Annotated in this window: 17 protein-coding genes; 10 read left to right on the plus strand and 7 right to left on the minus strand. The window is 38.6% G+C overall.

Going from position 1 to position 20,422, the window contains the following annotated elements:
- Positions 1-23 precede the first annotated feature (23 nt).
- The 3 genes from PL11201_RS16095 to PL11201_RS27355 all read right to left on the minus strand — a co-directional run bounded on the left by PL11201_RS16095 (position 24) and on the right by PL11201_RS27355 (position 3,586).
- Positions 24-1,793 carry an EAL domain-containing response regulator gene (locus tag PL11201_RS16095; protein WP_079679935.1) on the minus strand — a complete coding sequence of 590 codons (1,770 nt, stop codon included), beginning with the start codon at positions 1,791-1,793 and terminating at the stop codon, positions 24-26.
- Between the two features lie 91 nt (positions 1,794-1,884).
- Positions 1,885-3,276, minus strand: a complete 1,392-nt coding sequence (locus tag PL11201_RS16100; protein ID WP_079679936.1) for a malic enzyme-like NAD(P)-binding protein — start codon at positions 3,274-3,276, stop codon at positions 1,885-1,887.
- A gap of 175 nt (positions 3,277-3,451) precedes the next feature.
- On the minus strand, positions 3,452-3,586 hold the full coding sequence (locus PL11201_RS27355) for a hypothetical protein (RefSeq protein WP_255377698.1): 135 nt from the start codon (positions 3,584-3,586) through the stop codon (positions 3,452-3,454).
- A gap of 165 nt (positions 3,587-3,751) precedes the next feature.
- On the opposite strand from PL11201_RS27355, the gene PL11201_RS16105 reads away from it, so the two are divergent.
- Positions 3,752-4,501 carry a 4'-phosphopantetheinyl transferase family protein gene (locus PL11201_RS16105; RefSeq protein ID WP_079679937.1) on the plus strand — a complete coding sequence of 250 codons (750 nt, stop codon included), beginning with the start codon at positions 3,752-3,754 and terminating at the stop codon, positions 4,499-4,501.
- 73 nt (positions 4,502-4,574) lie between these two features.
- The gene (locus PL11201_RS16110; protein ID WP_079679938.1) at positions 4,575-5,150 is read left to right on the plus strand and encodes a Uma2 family endonuclease; all 576 of its coding nucleotides are present in this window, start codon (positions 4,575-4,577) and stop codon (positions 5,148-5,150) included.
- Here PL11201_RS16110 and PL11201_RS16115 read toward each other — a convergent pair.
- The gene (locus PL11201_RS16115; RefSeq protein WP_079679939.1) at positions 5,131-7,887 is read right to left on the minus strand and encodes a PAS domain-containing sensor histidine kinase; all 2,757 of its coding nucleotides are present in this window, start codon (positions 7,885-7,887) and stop codon (positions 5,131-5,133) included. The genes PL11201_RS16110 and PL11201_RS16115 overlap by 20 nt on opposite strands.
- A 184-nt stretch (positions 7,888-8,071) precedes the next feature.
- Between PL11201_RS16115 and prfC the strand changes: the two genes are divergently transcribed.
- Positions 8,072-9,709, plus strand: a complete 1,638-nt coding sequence (gene prfC / locus PL11201_RS16120) for a peptide chain release factor 3 (protein ID WP_079679940.1) — start codon at positions 8,072-8,074, stop codon at positions 9,707-9,709.
- 206 nt (positions 9,710-9,915) lie between these two features.
- On the opposite strand, the gene aqpZ is transcribed toward prfC, so the two are convergent.
- A complete protein-coding gene (gene aqpZ / locus PL11201_RS16125; protein WP_079679941.1) occupies positions 9,916-10,674 on the minus strand; it encodes an aquaporin Z in 759 nt (252 codons plus the stop codon).
- A 511-nt stretch (positions 10,675-11,185) separates the two neighbouring features.
- Positions 11,186-12,748, minus strand: coding sequence for a B12-binding domain-containing radical SAM protein (locus tag PL11201_RS16130; RefSeq protein WP_079679942.1), 1,563 nt, complete (start codon positions 12,746-12,748; stop codon positions 11,186-11,188).
- Positions 12,749-13,048: 300 nt separating this feature from the next.
- On the opposite strand from PL11201_RS16130, the gene PL11201_RS16135 reads away from it, so the two are divergent.
- The 6 genes from PL11201_RS16135 (at position 13,049) to PL11201_RS16160 (ending at position 17,140) form a co-directional block, all read left to right on the plus strand.
- The gene (locus PL11201_RS16135) at positions 13,049-13,510 is read left to right on the plus strand and encodes a peroxiredoxin (protein ID WP_079679943.1); all 462 of its coding nucleotides are present in this window, start codon (positions 13,049-13,051) and stop codon (positions 13,508-13,510) included.
- A gap of 28 nt (positions 13,511-13,538) precedes the next feature.
- Positions 13,539-14,666: an AbrB family transcriptional regulator gene (locus PL11201_RS16140; protein WP_079679944.1), complete on the plus strand. Its 1,128-nt coding sequence runs from the start codon at positions 13,539-13,541 to the stop codon at positions 14,664-14,666.
- 307 nt (positions 14,667-14,973) lie between these two features.
- Positions 14,974-15,786: a Uma2 family endonuclease gene (locus PL11201_RS16145; protein WP_079679945.1), complete on the plus strand. Its 813-nt coding sequence runs from the start codon at positions 14,974-14,976 to the stop codon at positions 15,784-15,786.
- A 78-nt stretch (positions 15,787-15,864) separates the two neighbouring features.
- Entirely contained in the window at positions 15,865-16,290 is a 426-nt protein-coding gene (locus PL11201_RS16150; RefSeq protein WP_079679946.1) for a tetratricopeptide repeat protein, read from the plus strand.
- A gap of 9 nt (positions 16,291-16,299) precedes the next feature.
- Positions 16,300-16,662 (plus strand): nucleotidyltransferase family protein, encoded by a 363-nt coding sequence (locus PL11201_RS16155; protein ID WP_079679947.1) that lies wholly within the window; start codon positions 16,300-16,302, stop codon positions 16,660-16,662.
- The gene (locus PL11201_RS16160) at positions 16,640-17,140 is read left to right on the plus strand and encodes a ribonuclease toxin HepT-like protein (protein WP_079679948.1); all 501 of its coding nucleotides are present in this window, start codon (positions 16,640-16,642) and stop codon (positions 17,138-17,140) included. The genes PL11201_RS16155 and PL11201_RS16160 overlap by 23 nt, the downstream gene beginning before the upstream one ends.
- A 72-nt stretch (positions 17,141-17,212) precedes the next feature.
- On the opposite strand, the gene PL11201_RS16165 is transcribed toward PL11201_RS16160, so the two are convergent.
- Positions 17,213-18,916 carry an O-linked N-acetylglucosamine transferase, SPINDLY family protein gene (locus PL11201_RS16165; RefSeq protein ID WP_079679949.1) on the minus strand — a complete coding sequence of 568 codons (1,704 nt, stop codon included), beginning with the start codon at positions 18,914-18,916 and terminating at the stop codon, positions 17,213-17,215.
- Between the two features lie 73 nt (positions 18,917-18,989).
- Between PL11201_RS16165 and PL11201_RS26845 the strand changes: the two genes are divergently transcribed.
- A complete protein-coding gene (locus PL11201_RS26845; protein ID WP_200816788.1) occupies positions 18,990-20,243 on the plus strand; it encodes an O-methyltransferase in 1,254 nt (417 codons plus the stop codon).
- The last annotated feature ends 179 nt before the right edge of the window (positions 20,244-20,422 follow it).

Here is a 20,422-nt window from a genome sequence, read left to right on the forward strand (position 1 = left end):
TCCTCAATAATTTTGATTCAGGATTATGATGGATGAGGTTGAGAAATATTTAATTGACTTCCACTTTTAACTAAAGTTTGAAAATCCTCTAAATTGAGCGGACGACTAAATAGATACCCCTGAATTTCATCACATTGAAAGCTCTGCAAGATATTTAATTCTTCTTGAGTTTCTACCCCTTCAGCAATCACTTTTAAATTTAACAGATGAGCCATTGAAATTAAAGATTGCGTGATGGTGGCATTGATTTTATTAGTATGGAGATTGCGGACAAAAGATTGATCTATTTTCAGCACATCAAAGGGGAATTTTTGCAGATAGCTTAGGGAAGAATATCCCGTCCCAAAATCATCAATAGCTATGGTTACTCCCAAGGCTTTTAAAGCCTGTAACTGTTGGATGGATAATTCAGCATCTCGAATTAATAAACTTTCGGTTAATTCTAATTCTAAATAATCCGGTTCACAGCCCGTAGTGAGTAAAATCTCCATTAACTTTTGGCATAAATTAGGTGTTTGGAATTGCCGCCCCGATAAATTTACCGCCACGCGCAAACTTCCTAAACCTTGAGATCGCCAGGCTTGACTATGTTGACAGGCTTGAGATAAAACCCATTCGCCAATGGATTCAATTAAACCCGTTTCTTCCGCAATAGGAATAAATTTTATTGGGGAAATCCTGCCCTTTTGGGGATGTTTCCAGCGAAGTAAGGCCTCCGCACCAATAATATTTCCCGTTTTCAAACTGACTTGCGGTTGATAGTAAAGTTCCAATTCTTCTCTTTCTAAAGCATACCGCAAAGCAACTTCTAAATCAATCCTTTCCGACAGTTGATGTTCCGAAGCAGGAATATAAAAACTATAATGATTTCCTCCTTGTTGTTTAACTTGATTCATGGCTTGTTTGGCCTCCCGCAGCAGGTGTTGAATATCCCGACCATCTTGGGGATAAAGGGAAACTCCAGCACTAACGGTGATCAAAACTTCTCGATTTGTTAACACAAAGGGATCAGAGATCTGCTGTTGTAAGTTTTCAATTACGGTCTTAATCTGTTGTTGCTCCAAAATTGGTGGGAGTAAAATTGCAAATTGATTGCTATCAATATGAATAATAATATTATCAGCAGGTAAACTTTTTCTTAACCGCTCGGCCACCGCTTTCAAAAGGGAATCTCCCCCTTCATAACCTAAAATATCGTTAATTCTACCAAACCGATCTATCCCTAAATAGATAATCGGTATCATCCCATTTTGTTGCCAATTTTGATTAGCAACAGACAGCAATGAAAACTCATCCAACCTTTGTTGAAAATATTCCAACAGGGATAAACGGTTGGGTAAGTTAGTGGGGCTATCTTGATAAATTAATTGATTAAGTTTAGATTCAGCTATTTTTAATTGGTGAGTATAATTAGCTTTTAAAGTGGCATTTTTTTTCAAACGAATCACAATGGCTTTGAGTAATTCTGTGGGGGTGAAAGGCTTGGTTAGATAATCATCAGCCCCAAGCTGCATTCCTTTTCGCAGGTCGCCGACATCGGAGTTTGCTGTTAAGAAGATGAAGGGAATAGTTGCCGTGACCGGATTTTTTTGTAAAGCAACGAGAACCCCATAACCGTCGATTTCCGGCATCGCCACATCACACAAAATTAAATCTGGTTGATGCTGAATTGCCAATTGTAAACCAATTTTGCCATTTCCGGCATTAAAAACTTCAAATTTTTCTGTTTCTAGTAATTCGATAATGTTATCTCTAATTAAGTCTTCATCCTCAATAACCAGAATTTTAGACATGGTTGTTTATCTCAAACAAATTTTTTATATAAAAAATCGTAGTGAGTCTTTCACACCCTTAAGAGAGTCCTTCAGGACTCACTACGATTATTTAATTGCGGGCTAAACCTTCTTGACGGGCGGTATGGGTAACGGCACTGGCGACGGCTGTCGCAACCCGTTTATCAAATACCGAAGGCACAACATATTCCCGATCTAAATCCGTGGGAGAAACTAAAGAGGCGATCGCATTTGCGGCTTCTAAATACATGGAAATGGTTAAACTTCTAGCTCCACAATCTAACACCCCTCGAAATAGACCGGGAAAGGCTAAAACATTATTAATTTGATTGGGATAATCACTGCGTCCGGTTGCTACGACTGCGACATCATTTAGAATTAATTCCGGTTGAATTTCAGGAATCGGATTAGCCATAGCAAAAACAATAGGATTTTTCGCCATAGATCGCACCATTTCGGGAGTTACCACCCCAGGGGCACTAACTCCCATAAACACATCCGCATCCTTCATCGCATCCGCTAAAGTTCCCGATAAGTTAACGGCAAATTCCCGTTTTTGTGCGTTAATATCGGTGCGATTATGACTAATAATTCCCTTAGAATCACAGAGGGTAATATTCCGCACTCCGGCTTTTTTAAATAAACGGGCCATGGCAACCCCCGCAGCACCCGCCCCGTTTAAAACCAGGTGGATATCTTCCCGGGATTTTTTGACTAATTTTAGGGAATTAATTAACGCGGCTAAACTAACAATTGCCGTGCCATGTTGATCATCATGAAAAATCGGAATATCTAAAGATTCTCGCAGCCTGGCTTCAATTTCAAAACAGCGAGGAGCGGCGATATCTTCTAAATTTATGCCGCCGAAAACTGGGGCCAGATATTTAACCGTTTCGATAATTTTGTCAGTATCTTGGGTATCTAAACAAATCGGAAAGGCATCAACATCTCCAAATTCTTTAAATAGCATGGCTTTCCCTTCCATCACGGGTAAAGCTGCGCCGGGCCCTAAATTTCCCAAGCCTAAAACTGCACTACCATCGGTCACAATCGCGACGGTATTTTGTTTAATGGTCAGTTGATAAATTTGTTCTGGATCTTCTGCGATCGCTTTACAAATTCGACCTACCCCGGGAGTATAGGCCATGGCTAAATCCGATTGAGATTTGAGCGGAATTTTACTTTGAATACTGATTTTTCCGGCACGATGGAGATTAAATGTTCGGTCATAAACCGCTAATACTTTTAACTCAGTTAAATCTTTTACCGCTTGGACAATTTGTTCTGCGTGTTCCTCACTAGAGGCGTCCACACTGATTTCCCGAATGGTTTTGTGCAGAGTTTGTTCAATTAAATCAATTTGGCCTAAATTTCCCCCGACGGTGGCGATCGCTTGAAAAACACTAGCCAACATTCCGGCACGGTTAGGCAGTTCCAGACGAATTGTAACGCTATAACTAGGATTCGGTGTTAAGTTAACCATATTTAGTATTAATTAGCTGTCCATTGGGTATGATATCACCGCAGATCAAGATCAGTCTGTAGTTGAAGCATGACATATAGAAATGGGTAATGGGCAAGGGGGAATTACGAATTATGAATTACGAGGGGGTAAGGGGTAATAGATAATGGGTAATGCTGCTATATATCGAATTTTTTTAATACTGCTGCTGGAGTTGCAGGTAATAGCTGAGGTTAGCTAAGGTAATATAGTGATCGACATATTTCGGAGTGGGTGTTTTTTCCAGCGCTCGCTTTACTTGCTTTTTTCGCTGATTTTTTGAGGATTCCATAGTGATCATCTCGGGTTAGGGTGGGCGGTCTACCTTGATTATCTAATAATATCTGATCTGTTCACCCTTGATAGTCTCAGATCTGTTAATTTTTGGGGTGATCCGCACCAGAATCAGACAAAACAAGTGAAATTGTTGACTCCATTAATAAGATTAATCAGGACAATGGTTTTATCGGATTTTCAGTTATCTTCCCAGACGGTTCATATTTGGCAAACCAATCTAACACGATCGCCTCAACACCTAGAATTTTATCAAAGTATTCTGGCTGATGATGAGCTAAAACGAGCGAGACGGTTTAAGTTTGAACGAGATCAACAGGCATTTACGATTGCCAGGGGAACATTAAGAATGATTCTCAGCCGCTATTTAAACCTTTCTCCAAAACAGATTTACTTTAAGTACAGTTCTAATGGAAAACCGAGTTTAGATCAAGCTTCCTTACCCCTAAAGTTTAATTTATCTCATGCCTATGGGAAAGCGATGTATGCGATCGCCCTTGAAGAAAATATCGGCATAGATATAGAATATATTCGGGAAATTGAAGTTCTATCTCTGGCAAAACGCTTTTTTTGTGACTCTGAATACCAGTGGTTGAATTCCCTTAATTCAGAAAAACAATATTCGGCATTTTTTCAACTCTGGACTTGCAAAGAAGCCTATTTAAAAGCCACGGGAGAAGGTTTAGTTGGGTTAGAGGATATTGAAATTGCAACTCCTCTGGATTCAGACTTAAAAATTTTAAAAATTTCCCAGGATTCGGAATTAGCTAAAAATTGGACGTTACAAAGAATTGAAACCGCAGAAAACTATCTAGCAACCTTGGCAATTAAGGGAATAAATTATCAGTTTAAATATAGACAATGGACTGAAGAAGAGGAAATTGAGTATAATATTATGGCTAAATATAGATGACAATTTATCTAATTAATGTTAATATTGTCAGTAGATAGCCATTCAATAGCCTAGATTAATACAGGAAAAAATCATGATTGCTAATTTTCAAGATTCTCCAAAAATGACATCAGAAGAATACCTAAAATGGGAAGCCACACAGGAAATGCGCCATGAATATGTCGATGGTGAAATTGTGGCAATGACCGGAGGGAGTATTCCTCATAATGACATTGCTCTTAACTTATATACCTCACTCAGACCCCATTTACGTCAAAGAGGATGTCGAGTTAATGTCTCCGATGTGAAAGTTCAGGCTAATCAAAACAGTCGTTATTTTTATCCAGATTTAGTCATAACTTGTGATCCTGAAGATTTAAAATCTCGTAAGTTTATTCAAAACCCTAAAGTTATTGTTGAGGTTCTTTCCCCCAGTACCGCTAGTTATGATTGCACAAAAAAACTCAAATATTATCGCCAGATTCCTAGTTTACAAGAGTATGTGTTAATTGATTCAGAATCGATGAGTGTTGAGATTTATCATCGGGGAGAAGGAAAAATGTGGTATTATTATGAATACACAAATGGAGATGCGATCGCATTACAAAGCATAGAATTTGAATGTCCGATTGAGCTTTTATATGAAGGAATTATCTTTGATCAGGAGTAAAATTTTTGTGTTGTTGAATGGGAATCTCAATTGTAAATTCCGATCCGACCCTAACTTGAGAAGAACATTTTAACTGACCTAGATGTCTTTCTACCACAATTTGATAGCTGATGGCTAATCCTAAACCAGTTCCTTTACCTACAGGTTTTGTGGTAAAAAATGGATCAAATAATTTATTTTTAACGGTTTCCGTTATTCCCATCCCATTATCAGCAATTCTGATTAAAACCTGATTATTCTCAATAACTTCTGTAGTAATCGTAATAGTTGGTTTCCAGCAATTCAATGAATTAAAACCGATATCATCTTCGGCATATAACTCTACATCATTGGGATTTAGATTAGAAATAATTTGTTGATTTTGTTCTACGATTCGCTCCTGAATGGCATCAATAGCATTAGTGAGTAAATTCATAAAGACTTGATTAATCTGACCTGCATAACAATGCACTAAGGGCAATTCCCCATAATTTTTGATCACCTGAATTTTTTGTCTTTCTCCAGTTTCTGATAAGCGATTTTGTAAGATCAATAATGTATTTTCTAAGCCCTCATGTAAATTAACTTGTTTGACATCTGCTTCATCCAAACGAGAAAAATTTCTCAGGGATAAAACAATTTGTTGAATGCGACTCGCCCCAACTTTCATTGAACTTAATATTTTGGGAAAATCTCGTTGCAAAAATTCTAAATCTACGGTTTCAATTACTTCTTTAATATCAGAAATTGGTTCAGGATAATGAGCTTGATATAGTGCTACTAAACTTAATAAATCCTCCAGATATTGGGTCGCGTAATTAACATTTCCATAAATAAAATTAATTGGATTATTAATTTCATGGGCGACTCCCGCCACTAACTGACCTAAAGAAGACATCTTTTCGGTTTGAATTAAATGGGCTTGAGTTTGTCGTAATTTATTTAAAGTCGCTTCTAATTCCAGGGTTTGAGCCTTAGCTAAAGTCGCTGCTTCTCGGGTTTGGTTATAAAGTTGGGCTTGATTAATGGCGATCGCCACTTGCGCGGTGACAGCCTGTAATAATTCTACTTCAGAATCACTCCAACAACGGGGTTCTTGATGATTTCCACAAACTAAAACCCCGATTTCTCCCATTTGAGTTTGGATGGGGAGAGACAGCACAGATACCAAGCCAAACTTGAGCAAAAATGACTTTCTTTCAGATTCGGGGACATGATCAATATGATCAATTCGTCCCATTTCTAAATCCAAATACTTCTCCGACCAAATACCAACATCTTCTAAATAATATCGACCAATAATATCAGGAATTGCCGGATCTTTGGCTTCGGCTACTATTTCCCAATAGACTGAATTAGAATGGGATTGAGATAAATTTTGGTAATCTGAATTGAAACTCATTTCTGACCGTCGATACCAACAAAAATAGCATCGGTCAACCTTCATTAACTCCCAAACCTGCAACACTGTTGTTTCTAAAATTGTTTTTAAATCCAAGGAATTGCGAATTTGATTGGCTAAATGATTAATTAGTTTTTCCTGTTGAGCCAGTTGTCGAAATCGGATTTCAGATTCTGCTAATAATTCTTCCGCTAATTTTCGCTCTGTAATATCTTCATAGGTTCCTAATATTCCCACTACATTCCCCTCTGGATCATGGAGAGGAATTTTATTAGTTTCTAACCAACATTGTTTTCCATTTGCTTGTAATTGAGTTTCGATAATCCGATAACGAGGGGTATTCGTTTCCATGACCTCTCGATCAACTTGTCGATACAATTCAGCTTCATCCAAAGTCCAACTTAAATCGTAATCTGTCTTACCAATAATATTTTCAGAAGACTTTAATCCCACATCCAAAGCTAATTGTAAATTACACCCTTGAAAGACTGAATTTCGATCCTTCCAAAAAACTCTTTGCGGGATCGTATTCATAATTAATTGCAACATTTGTTGAGATTTTTGTAAATTTTCCTCTATTATTTTGCGGTCATTAATATCTGTAATTGTGCCAATATAGCCGGTCACCTGTCCCACTTCATCTTTCATCGGAATCGCTTGACCCAATACCCAAAACCCATTTTGATCGGCAGCCTGTAAACGATATTCTGAATAAAAGGGTTGTTGATTTTCAATCGCAGTTAACCATTCTTGAATTAACCTTTCGCGATCTTCCTGATAAATTCCATAGACCCAATTTTTATTCAACGCATCCGCAGGTTGAGTTCCCGTAATTTTGTAGCCATATTGATTAATAAATAAACACTGTCCCGTTGCATCGGTTTCAAACAAACCCACTGGACAAGCATCCATTAAATTTTGATAATGTTGTTGATTTTTATTTAATAACTCATTAACTTTTTCAAGTTCTTTGGGACTTTTAAACTGTAACAGTTTAGGAACTAAAGGAATAATGGAACAGGCGGTAAAAATTGAAACTATTGCAGTAATTGCCTTTAATCCACCGGATAGCCAATACAAAGGATACCAAAGGGTGATAATTGACATCAAATGGGTGAGTCCGCAAGCAAAAATAAACGTACTAAATAGGATTAAAATATTAGAGAAGGGTATATCTTGACTCCGACGAGCAAAGTAAAGTAAGCCAAGGGGAATAGAAAAATAAGCGATCGTAGTCAATAAATCCGAAACCAGATGTAGCCCCATTAATTGAGATTGCCAAAGGTAGCAGGAACCATGAGGCATCCAGGAGGTCATTGCAACCAGTTGTTGTGAAATCATCCAGGTGAAATTCATGACAATTTAGAATTTATCATTGGAAATTAAAGATACAATAAAAGTTTGAATTTGGGTTCAAAAAAAGGGGATTAACAATTGATAATAGCACCAACAGTAATAGGGTGATGCGATCGCCCGCAGCAAAAATCACCTTTAACCTTTATAATTATACTTGTGATACAAATTCCCGATTTAGGCTTTAATGACTACAGAAATTCAAACGGAAATTCAAACGGAGGTTGAGCGACGTCGCAACTTTGCGATTATTTCTCACCCTGATGCTGGAAAAACCACCCTGACCGAAAAATTACTCCTCTACGGAGGTGCCATTCACGAAGCTGGTGCTGTTAAAGTACGGAAGGCCCAACGTCATGCTACCTCAGACTGGATGGCAATGGAGCAACAACGGGGAATTTCGATTACCTCAACGGTTTTGCAGTTTGAGTATAACAACTGTCAAATTAATCTACTAGATACACCCGGACACCAAGATTTTAGTGAAGATACCTACCGCACCTTAGCTGCTGCTGATAATGCGGTGATGTTAGAAGATGCCGCCAAGGGTTTAGAGCCGCAAACTCGCAAACTTTTTGAAGTCTGCAAAATGCGGGGTCTGCCTATTTTTACTTTTATTAATAAAATGGATCGTCCGGGTCAAGAACCCTTAGAATTACTGGATGAAATAGAAAAAGAATTAGGGTTAAAAACCTATCCCATAAATTGGCCGATTGGTACGGGAGATCGCTTTAAAGGAGTATTTGATCGTCGTAAACAAAAAATTCATTTATTTGAACGCAGTGCCCACGGAAGTCGAGAAGCGTTAGATACGGTTTTTGATTTAGATGATCCCCGCCTTCAGGAATTTTTAGATCCCGATCTTTATGCACAATTAAAAGAAGAATTAGAACTCCTAGAACACGTCGGTTCCGAATTTGATTTAGATTTAGTTCATGCTGGAAAAATGACCCCGGTTTTCTTTGGCAGTGCCATGACTAACTTTGGGGTGCAATTATTCTTAGATTCCTTCTTAGATTATGCCTTAAAACCCGGTTCCCATCTGAGTACCTTGGGGGATATGGAACCCGAATATCCAGAGTTTACGGGCTTTGTTTTTAAGCTACAAGCGAATATGGATGCCAAACACCGAGATCGGGTGGCGTTTGTGCGCGTTTGTACGGGAAAATTTGAAAAGGATATGACGGTGAATCATGCCCGGACTGGAAAAGTTGTCCGTCTTTCCCGTCCGCAAAAACTCTTTGCCCAGGAAAGACAATCGATTGAAACGGCCTATCCTGGGGATGTGATTGGATTAAATAATCCGGGGGTTTTTGCCATTGGGGATACCATTTATATGGGCAAAAAATTAGAATATGAAGGGATTCCCTGTTTTACCCCGGAGTTATTTGCCTATTTAAAAAATCCCAATCCTTCTAAGTTTAAACAATTCCATAAGGGAGTTTTAGAATTACGAGAGGAAGGGGCGGTACAAATTATGTTTTCTGTGGATCAATCTAAACGTGACCCGATTTTAGCGGCGGTGGGTCAACTGCAATTTGAGGTGGTGCAGTTTAGATTGCAAAATGAATATGGGGCTGAAACCCTATTAGAACCTCTCCCCTATACTGTGGCCCGTTGGGTCACGGGAGGTTGGGAGGTTTTAAATAAAGTGGGACGAATTTTTAACGCGGCGGTGGTTAAAGATAGTTGGGATCGTCCAGTTTTGCTGTTTAAAAATGAATGGAATTGTCGTCAAGCGGAAGCCGATCATCCTGAGTTAAAACTAACTTCTATTGCTCCGGTGGTTTCAATTCAACCCTTTGAATCGGGAGAGGAAGAATAAGGCTTGAATATTGATCCTTGATTAATTTTCTCCCTCTGTTTAGAGTAAGTAGGTGGTCAAAAATAAACCCATATAAAGTTTAACTTATTGTTGCGCTTCAGCGCACTGCGTTAGTCCGCTAAGGCGCAACAATTAGCTTTTTGACCACCTACCTAGAAAGAAAGATATTAAACACAAAACGAGGATGAATTTAAAACTTTTATTGATTAAGAATTGGGATCAGATGGGGATTCACCAAATAAATTGTTATAGGTGAGGGCGGCGGCAATTCCTCCCAAAATCGGAACGACCCAGAATAACCATAATTGCTGAATTGCCCAACCGCCAATAAACAATGCCGGGCCTGTGCTACGGGCCGGATTTACAGATACATTGGTGACTGGAATGCCGATTAAGTGAATTAAGGTTAATCCTAAACCAATGGCAATGGGGGCAAACCCTTGAGGTGCACGACTATCGGTTGATCCCATAATCACCATCAAGAACATAAATGTCAACACAAATTCATGCAGCACTGCCGCAAATAAGTTGTAACCGCCGGGAGAATGATCTCCATATCCATTGGTAGCAAAGGGGTTAGAACCACTTCTAAAAGCCACTGGATCAAATCCGGTTTTCCCACTAACGATTAAATAAAGCACTAAAGAGGCTAAAATTGCTCCGGCAACTTGAGAACCAATATAAAGTGCTAAATCTTTGCCTCCAGAGAAGCGTTTACCCGCCCATAATCCAAAGGAAACCGCCGGATTGAGATGGCAACCGGAAATATGACCTATGGCATAGGCCATAGTTAAAACTGTTAAACCAAAAGCTAATGCAACCCCAGCAAATCCAATCCCAAAGGGATTAGTTGGATCTTTAGTTGGATCGGGAAATGCAGCGGCAAAAACAGCAGATCCACACCCTCCAAAAACTAGCCAAAATGTTCCCATGAACTCAGCAAGACATTTCTTAGTCAGTGGCATTATTAAACCTCTTGAGAATGCACTTGAATTGAACTATCAGTTTTAATCCTGATAAGTTGCTGTTGCAACCTACCATAAAATTGATCAATTTTGGTGTCATATCTAGCAAATTTAGAAAAATTTAATAAAACCTTCGATAAATTGTTAAGAAATCATAAAAAATATCATTTTTCTATAAATATCATTTATGATGTCAGGTTTTTAAAATAAATTTATCAATAATCAGGGGATGGGTAAGCATTGGTGTTAACCTAAACTGAAAACCCCTGATTATTGCTGAGATTTGATCCCCCTAAATCCCCCTTAAAAAGGGGGACTTTGAAATCTAATTCCCCCCTGTAGAGACTAGCCATGCTTATTCTCTACAGGGGGGTTAGTGGGGATCTAATTCCCCCCTTTTTAAGGGGGGTTAGGGGGGATCTAGTCTAGGATAAAAACAGGATTTTAGGTTTAAGTTAACATCAATAGTGCGTGGGCATTAATGGCCACACCCTACGGGTTGATGATTAAATTATGCGGGAATTTTGGCGGGAAGTTGGGCTTTTTGAGCTTGATATTCTGCCAACTGTTGTTCAATTTCAGTTTTGACAATTTGGCGGTATTCTAAGAAATGTTCGTTATGGGCGCAGAGGGTTAAATATTGATCCCAGACGGCGGGATTATATTTGATAATACTAAACAAATATCCCCAGAATTTCCAGCGAGTTTGGCGTTTAATTCCCTGTCGCCAAATCACAGTTGCTAAGGCTTTTAAATCAATCCAACTGGGGAATTTACCCGGAGGATGACATTTCGGCGCGCCCAACTTGAGGAAACAGCGATAGGTGCGTTCTAAATAGCGTTCAGGATCATATAATTGCCAGAAGGTTTCAATATATTCTTGAGCAATTTCTTCCACCGGACGGGTAGGAACAAAGTTAATTAATGTAGTTTGGTTAATATCAAACTTTTTAGGATTAATTAACCGTCCTTCTTTCTCTAAACGATGCCATAAAGCCGTATTGGGTAAGGCTTGTAACATACTAAATAAGGCCGTGGGAATTGCAGATTGTTCGACAAATTCAATAATTCGAGATCCCGCCCCTGGTTTTTCCCCATCAAATCCCAGAATAAATCCTGCCATCGGACGTAAGCCAGCGCGGATAATTTTATCAACGGCTTCTAATAACGGACTGCGGTTATTTTGATATTTTTTAGTCATTTCTAAACTACTGGTATCAGGGGTTTCAATCCCTAAAAATACCGCATCAAAATAACACTCCACCATCAAGTCCATTAATTCACCATCATCGGCTAAATCAATAGAGGCTTCGGTATTAAATCGGAAGGGATATTGATGGTCAGCTTGCCAAACTTTTAGGGCTTTTAACAGTAATTTGACATTACGTTTATTCCCGATAAAATTATCATCTACCATGAATATTGATCGTCGCCATCCCAATTCATAAAGATAGTCTAATTCCTTTAACAATTGTTCTGGAGTTTTGGTGCGGGGTTTGCGACCATACAGTACAATAATGTCACAGAATTCACATTGAAACGGACATCCCCGGGAGAATTGTACCGACATAGAATCATAGGCATCTAATTCTAATAAATCGTAACGGGGAATAGGAGTTGAGGTGACACTGGGTTTTTCTTCCGTGCGGAATACCCCGGAAGTTTCACCTTTTTCCAAGGCTTCTACAAACATGGGTAGGGTAATTTCCCCTTCATCTAAAATCAGAAAATCTGCCCCGGAATCTTCAATTTCATGGGGGACAGAAGTGGGATAGGGGCCACCCACGGCGACTAATTTCCCGCGTCTTTTGGCTTCTTGAATTTGGGCAATAAAATCGGATTTTTGCACAATCATTCCCGAAAGGATGACTAATTCTGCCCATTCCCATTCCGCTTCAGTTACCGCAGTAATATTACGATCAACCAATTTGAATTCCCAAGTTTGAGGCAAAATTGCCGCTACCGTAATTAATCCCAAGGGCGGTAACAGCACTTTACGATCAACTAATTCTAGGATTTTTTCATACGACCAAAATGTAGACGGGAATTGAGGATAAATTAATAATGTTTTCATGGTAAAAATGGTAATGTTGAGTTAATATTATTTTAGAGAATTGGTTAAATAGTACAAATGAATTTTTCACCCAGAATTTTTCACCCAGCGATTGAAATCGCGGCTACACAAACGAAGTCCGGATGGTGCGCGGACTAATTAACAGATTAACATAATGTTCTCTGATTTTATCTTCAACCCGCGCAGGCGGGTTTGGGTTGTGTAGCTGCGATTTCAATCGCCGGATCTCTGGATCTCTCATTGTTGGCGCTATGATACAAACGTTAACATTTAACCAAATCATACAGGGTTATCACCAATATGGCTGTTAAAATAGGGGATATGGCTCCTGATTTCACCTTAACTTCGCAAACGGGCGAATCAGTGAGCATCAAAGACTTTCGGGGAAAAAAATCTATTGTCCTCTACTTCTATCCCAAGGATGATACCCCGGGCTGTACCGCCGAAGCCTGTGCCTTTAGAGACAGTTATCAAGTTTTTACAGATGCGGGGGCGGAAGTGATTGGCATTAGTTCGGATTCGGCCCAATCTCATCAACAGTTTGCCACAAAATACAATCTGCCGTTTATTTTGTTGAGCGATACCGGGAATAAAGTGCGTCAACTCTATGGTGTTCCAGCGACGATGTGGGTGCTCCCGGGCCGCGTTACCTATGTGATTGATAAGGACGGCGTAGTGCGACATCTGTTTGATTCTATGCTAGATTTTTCGCGTCACGTTGAGGAAGCGTTGACCACCCTGAAATCGATTCCAACTTCATAGAATTTTAATCAAAAATCGCCCCTATTCAATGAATACAGACTATAAAAATACCCTCACCAACTTGGGGCAAGAGTTATATCAAACTTTGCCCCAACTTGCCCATCTTCTACCTCTATTTATGTTAGCTGTGGGCGTCGGTTATCTGTTCAATTGGTTGCACGTTCCCGTTGCCTGGCTAATTGGCCCAATGGTGGCGGGGATTATTTATGCGGTGTTTCAGGGCAAACCTCAGCCCCTACCCCCGATCTTTTTTATTGTGGGTCAAGCTATTGTGGCGATCGCAACGGCTACGGGCTTTTCACTTAGTACTATAGGGTTAATGGGGACTTACGCCTTCCCCCTGATGCTCTGTATTTTGGTGACCGGGGGTATGAGTATTTTGAATGGTTATTTTTTAGGACGCTGGGGCGGAATTGACCGGGCGACCGGGTTCCTCAGTTGTGTTCCTGGGGCGAGTTACAGTTTAATTGCCATGAGTGAGGAAATGGGGGCTGATGCGATCGCCGTTGCCCTGTTACAATATCTGCGGATTCTATTAGTAGCATTAATTGTTCCTGCCCTCGTCGGGTTCTGGTTTGCGGGGGATGTGGCTGTCGGGTCTGTGGTCTCTATTCCCATGGACACTTCACCTGCTTTACCAATGCTTTACAACCTAGGAATTATGGGGGTTTGTGCGGCATTAGGAATCGTTTTAGGGAAAAAGTTTAGTTTACCTTCAGCCTTGTTTCTTGGGCCGTTTATAGTTAGTTTAATTGTATTTTGGACATTTCCCTATTCGATTAAAATGCCCCCTTTGCTGTTTACAATTGGGCTATTATTTGTGGGATTTTCGGTGGGTTTAAAGTTTGACTGGCAGAATGCCAAAAGACTCTGGAAAGCCGTTTTAATTGAATTATTTTTAGTTATCATATTAATTCTATTTTGTTTGGGTGCGGGTTATATTTTCCATCAAATTACCCAAGTTGATACCATGACGGCGATATTGGGTTCCACCCCCGGAGGAATTACAGCGATGATCGCAACGGTAATTCAACTCGGAGGAGATGCCGGAATTGTATTAGCTATGCAAATGACTCGAATGTTATTGATCTTATTAATTAGTCCTTGGTTTGCGAATGTATTAATTAAAAGTCAAAAACAATCTAACCCAACGTAGAATAGGCTATGCCCATCACCAAAACTTACAATTTTATGGGATTTTTGAAGTAACCACACTCGTCACGAAGACACTAAGAAAAGATTAAGGTATTCAAGATTTATCGCAGTTGTAGGGGCGGGTTCGAGTCAATCTTGAATACCTACCAACAAATTATCTAAACCCGGCCTCTGAGTTAGAAAAAATTAAGAATTGTAGGGTTTTATAATCTTTGTTGTGACTTGAACGGTTACCCTACTTACCAAAATGGTAAATGGCTATGATAGGATATCTCTAAAATCATTAATCTATTGATTAATTGAGGGCAATGTCACTATCATCAGAAACAATCCCTTTTGGGGTCATATTACCGCCCACTCAAGACGAACTACCCTATGACGATGGAGTCCCTATGGAAACCCAACGCCATAAAATGCAAATGGATTTACTCATTGATCCGTTAATTCCTTGGTTAGAACCGCGAGAAGATGGTTATGTTGGGGGCAATATGTTCCTCTACTTTAGTTTAGCCCAAGTGCGGAACCAAGACTTCAAAGGCCCCGATTTTTTTGCCGTATTAGGAGTTCCCAAAAAAGAACGAAAAAGTTGGGTAGTTTGGGAAGAGGGAAAAGCCCCCGATGTGATTATTGAACTATTATCCCCTAGTACCGCCCAAGAGGATAAAACTAACAAAAAAATCATCTATCAAAATCAAGTTCGGGTTCCCGAATATTTCTGGTATGATCCTTTTAACTCCGATGAATTGGCAGGTTTTACTTTAAAAAATGGCAGTTATGAACCAATTTTTCCCGATCAATTTAATCGATTATTCAGTCAACAATTAGGCTTATCATTAGTACGATGGTCAGGGGTTTATAAAACCGTTGAAACAGTATGGTTAAGATGGGCAACTTCAGAAGGTGAAATTCTGCCCACACCCGATGAATTATCCGCACAAAAAGCCGAAGAAGCTCAACTTCAAGCTGAACAAGCTCAACGCCAAGCTGAAGCCTCCCAACTTCAAGCTGAACAAGCCCAACACCAAGCTGAACAAGCTCAAAAGCGTTCCCAAGAGTTAGAAACCTTACTCAGCCGCTACCGTCAACAGTTTGGGGAATTACCTGAATCTAGTTCTGATTAGTTTTGAGATCAAATTGGGTATTCTGAGAATAGGTACTATTAAAGCCCAATAATCGAAAATAAGAGGAAGGTATAAGCAATGAATCCCGCCGAGAAACAATCATTAGAAAAACAATATGGAGCCGAGCGTATCCGTAAAATGGAACGCTCTAAGCAGGTACAAAAAGTGATTATGTTCCTATCACTGCTGTCTTTTTTTGGTACGAGTATATTTGGATTAGGAAAAGTGTTCAAAGGTGCATTTGAAAAAAAACCTGAAGCGACTCAAACGACAGAACAACAATCTGCAAGTGCTTTATTACAAAAGCAAGAAAAAGGTTATGAAACCGTATTAAAACGGGAACCAAATAACCCAACAGCATTAGAAGGTTTAGTGAATGTTCGGTTGCAACAAAATGATATTCAAGGAGCAATTGAACCCTTAGAAAAGTTGGTCAAATTATATCCAGATAGGCAGGATTATCAAAATTCATTAACTGAATTAAAACAGAAAAATAAAAAATAAATTCCAGTTATGAAATATTTTTTAGACTACTGGCTAAAACAGCAAAAACAGCAACAGTTAGAGGATCAAATTAGAGCGGAACAAGCCAGAACAGAAGTTCAAGCGATTGTTCAAGCATTAATAGAAAAATTTTCTATTAAAAAAGTTATTTTGTTTGGTTCTTTGGTTCGGGGAAAATTTAATCAAAACTCTGATATTGATTTAGCGGTAGAAGGAGTGCCAACCAGGGATTATTTTACAGCCGTTGCGATCGCTAATAACTTAACATCCCGATGGGTTGATTTGAAACCCCTAGAAGACTTAGAACCCCACTTTCGAGAAAGGGTTTTAGCCACAGGAGAATGTGTTTATGAAGCCAATGTCAGCGAGTAAAATTAGAGAACTAGCAACTGATATTGAAATTGAGTTAGAACGTTTAGGAAGGTTGGAATTAGCGATCGCTCAAGTCTATCAGGAAGTTCAAAATGATCCAGACCGGGCTACAATTTTTCATGAAAGTCTAGCCTTAAAGTTACATAACTTTTATACAGGTTGTGAGCGGATTTTTCAACTCATTGTTTCTGAATTAAATGGTTCTTTACCCTCAAGTTTTGATTGGCATAAAAGACTTTTAAATAGAATGAGTATAGAAAGAGAAGGGTTGCCAGCGATTTTGACTCCAGACACAGTTATTCTGTTAAATGAGTATCTAGGTTTTAGGCATATTGTTAGAAATTTGTATGGTTTTGAATTAGATCCTAACAGGCTAGAAAAACTTGTTGAAAATTACCCTTTAGTTTGGCATCAAGTCAACTTTGAACTCAGAGAATTTATCAATTGGCTTAGACAACTCGCTGAACAGTTAGAATAATCAGGAGTTATGCAGAAACAGGGTTTCTTGAAGTATGAAAGTTATTGGGATGAGTGTCCCAATAGGAGAGGGCTAAAGCCCAACAACGGTTTGATAAAATTCCTCTAATGCAGCGACACAAACTTGATCATCAAAAATCAGATGATGGCGATCGCTCATTTGTTGAGAAAGTGTTTTTCGCCATAAGGGATCTAATCCTAATTTAACCGCAATTTTAATATATTCGGCTTCATTTTGTGCAATGGTTTCTGTTAAGTTGATCATTTTTAAGAAACTATCCGCATGACGTCCGCGCATGAATTCCCCAGGACAAGTTACAATGGGTAAATTACAAGCGATCGCTTCTAAAGACGTATTTCCCCCCGACCAAGTAAAGGTATCTAAAAACACATCAGAAAGCAAATTTAACATCAAATAATCAAACCGCTCAGGGACGTTTCGATGTAAACAATAATCTTGATTATTTAACCCATAATTAGCAAATGCTTGTTTTAACCGATCATTTAATAGGGTTCCTCGGAAGAATAAAAACCTAGCATTAGGAACTTTTACTGCAATTTCTGGTAAAATATAATCATATTGAGGCAAATATTTAAACGGTGCTTGACAACATAAATAAATCACCGCATCCTCGGGTAAATCATAATCTGAGCGGGTTTTAACTAAGGCTGGAATATCTTGCGGTTGGGGATAAGCAACCCCAATATTAGGTAATAAAATTAGGCTTTCTGAATAGTGTTCCTGGGGCTTTTCCGGTTCCATTAATTGACTAGAAAGAAAATAATCAATTGTTGGTAGTCCCGAGGTTACGGGATGACCCCAAGCGGTGCATTGAATAGGCGCTAAACGCAAGGCGGCCAGTTCCATTGTTGGGGGGTTCATGCCAATTTCTGGATAGACTAAAATATGCAGTTTATCGTTAAAAATTTGTTCGGCAACTGCTTCTAAATTGTCGGGAATATGATAGAACTGATCACTATATTGTCGAAACTGTTCCGTAACTGGATCGGGAGAATTGCCAGTATAATAAGAGTAAATTTCAAACTGATTATGATTAGCATAGCGCAACCAACCTGTTAACCAAAGTGACCCACTATAACAATGCAAATAATTAGAAACATATCCTACCCTGATTTTATCTTCAACTGTTGGTAGGGTTAACGGTTGCACCCATTGGGGATATTTTGCTGACATCATCCGATGGAGGAAATCACCATAAATGCGTTGTTCTTCTATAATATTTCTCGCTTGATAACCTAGGTAAAAATTAGTAAATCGTCCCATTCCTAAAAACGCCTGTTCTAAGGTTTCAGGATTATTAAAATCCGTGGTTTTAATTAAGGTTTTTAATCCTTTTTTAAACTGTTCTTGATAATCACTAATTTCCTCAACGGAGTGATAGAACATCGGAACTATTAAATTTTTTAGTAATATAAAAGTATAATCTTTAGGTAAACATTCCGAGGCTATTTCCGCTTGTGTAGTGGCTTCCTCTGTTCTTCCCTGATAGAGAAGATTTGTAATTAGGGTAAAGTGGAGAGGTGCAAATTGGGAATAAAGCTCTAGGGCTGTTTTTAAAATATTAATTGCACTATCATATTCTCCCAAATTCCAGTAACAGTGATGGAGTTTTTCATAAGTATTAACATCTCCCTGTTGTAAATTGAGTAGTTTTTGATATTGGGCGATCGCGCCTTGATAATTCCCTAATTCATACAAGCGATCGCCAAAACTGCTATAAGAGAGTGCAGGGTTTTGTTGCCTTAAAACGATCATAAAACTAAAATGATCATTTTCCGAAAACAACAGGGTATACTTTAAACAGCGATCCTTAAAAGCCTCCTAGTCTATGAATTTTTTAGTTCTGTTAAACTGGACACAAGCAGAATCAGATCTTTTGTTGGAACTGGAAACAATAACAAAAGTATTTCTCCAACATCATGATAGAGGTAATCTATCTGTCTTCATTGACTACAATGGTATTTCTAGTCAAGAGGTTGACCTGTGTTTATCAGGTGTAATGATGAACTTACTGTTAGAAGGAGATGAACAATTAGAAACACAGCTAGACATTAACCTAATTAGTACAGAAAATTTTGAAGAATGGTTTAACGCTATTATAACGGTTAATTACAAAGTTTTAGGAAGTAATGTTGACGAAAATCAACTCAATGAATGGTTAAAAATCATCCCTTCAATTACATTAGAAACAATTAGAAATGCAGAAAAATATAAATTATTGTCTACTGTCAATGAGGAACAAAAAATCTTTAAGTTACAAATGGCACACCAATGTTTTCATGCTCAAAGATTTACAGAAGCAGCTAATTTGGGGAGAAATTTACTCCTAGATTATCCAGATTTAGTGGAAAGAGGTTTCTCAATTCATGTAGCTCACAGCCTAATTTTATCTCTAAATTGGTATGAAGTTGCAGCCAATCTTCCCCCAGGAATTAATTATATCCTGACATCAGGATGGCTTAATTCGCTGCATCAGAGCAAACCTGTAACCCAAGATAATCGACCGCTTCCTTGGTATACTTATCCAGCGATTGAATTTTTGGAAGATAAAGTCAAGCCGGATTTCAAAGTGTTTGAATTTGGAGCAGGTCAATCTACCTTATGGTGGTCTGAGCGAGTTTCAGAAGTGATTTCCATTGAAAATGATCCCAATTGGTTTCAAGAAATCAACTCTAAAATGCCTAATAATGTGCAACTCTTTTTGAAAAAGAATGAAACGGAGTATGCAAAAATGATCAAACAATTTCCCCTAGATTATTTTGATGTTATTATTGTGGATGGAGCCAATCGAAACCACTGCTTAGAACTTAGTTTAAATCATATCAAAGAAACAGGTTTAATCATTTTTGATAACACAGATGATTATAATTATGATTCCTCAGTTCAACTATTAGCATCTAAAGGTTATAAACGCCTAGATTTCTGGGGGATAATTCCCTGTTATACCTATAAAAACTGTACTTCACTATTCTTTAAAAAATTTGATATTTTAGATGATCGGGAACTTCCCAGCCAGAAAAAATCTATTTTGGGTAAAGGATTTTTTCACGTCATGAATCCAAAACCGGATAAATATAAATAAAATTCAGATCCCATTCTAATTATTAGATTTATAAATTGTAAAGAGGGTTTAACTGATGAGTAAATTTTTATCACAGATTGCTTCAAAAAACCAACATCTAATTCAGTTTCTTTTGGAAAGTGGAAGACCCATTAAAATTGAGCTTGGTTCTTCACAAAAAAGGATGGAGGGGTGGATCA

The organism is Planktothrix sp. PCC 11201 (genome assembly GCF_900009135.1).
Taxonomy (GTDB): domain Bacteria; phylum Cyanobacteriota; class Cyanobacteriia; order Cyanobacteriales; family Microcoleaceae; genus Planktothrix.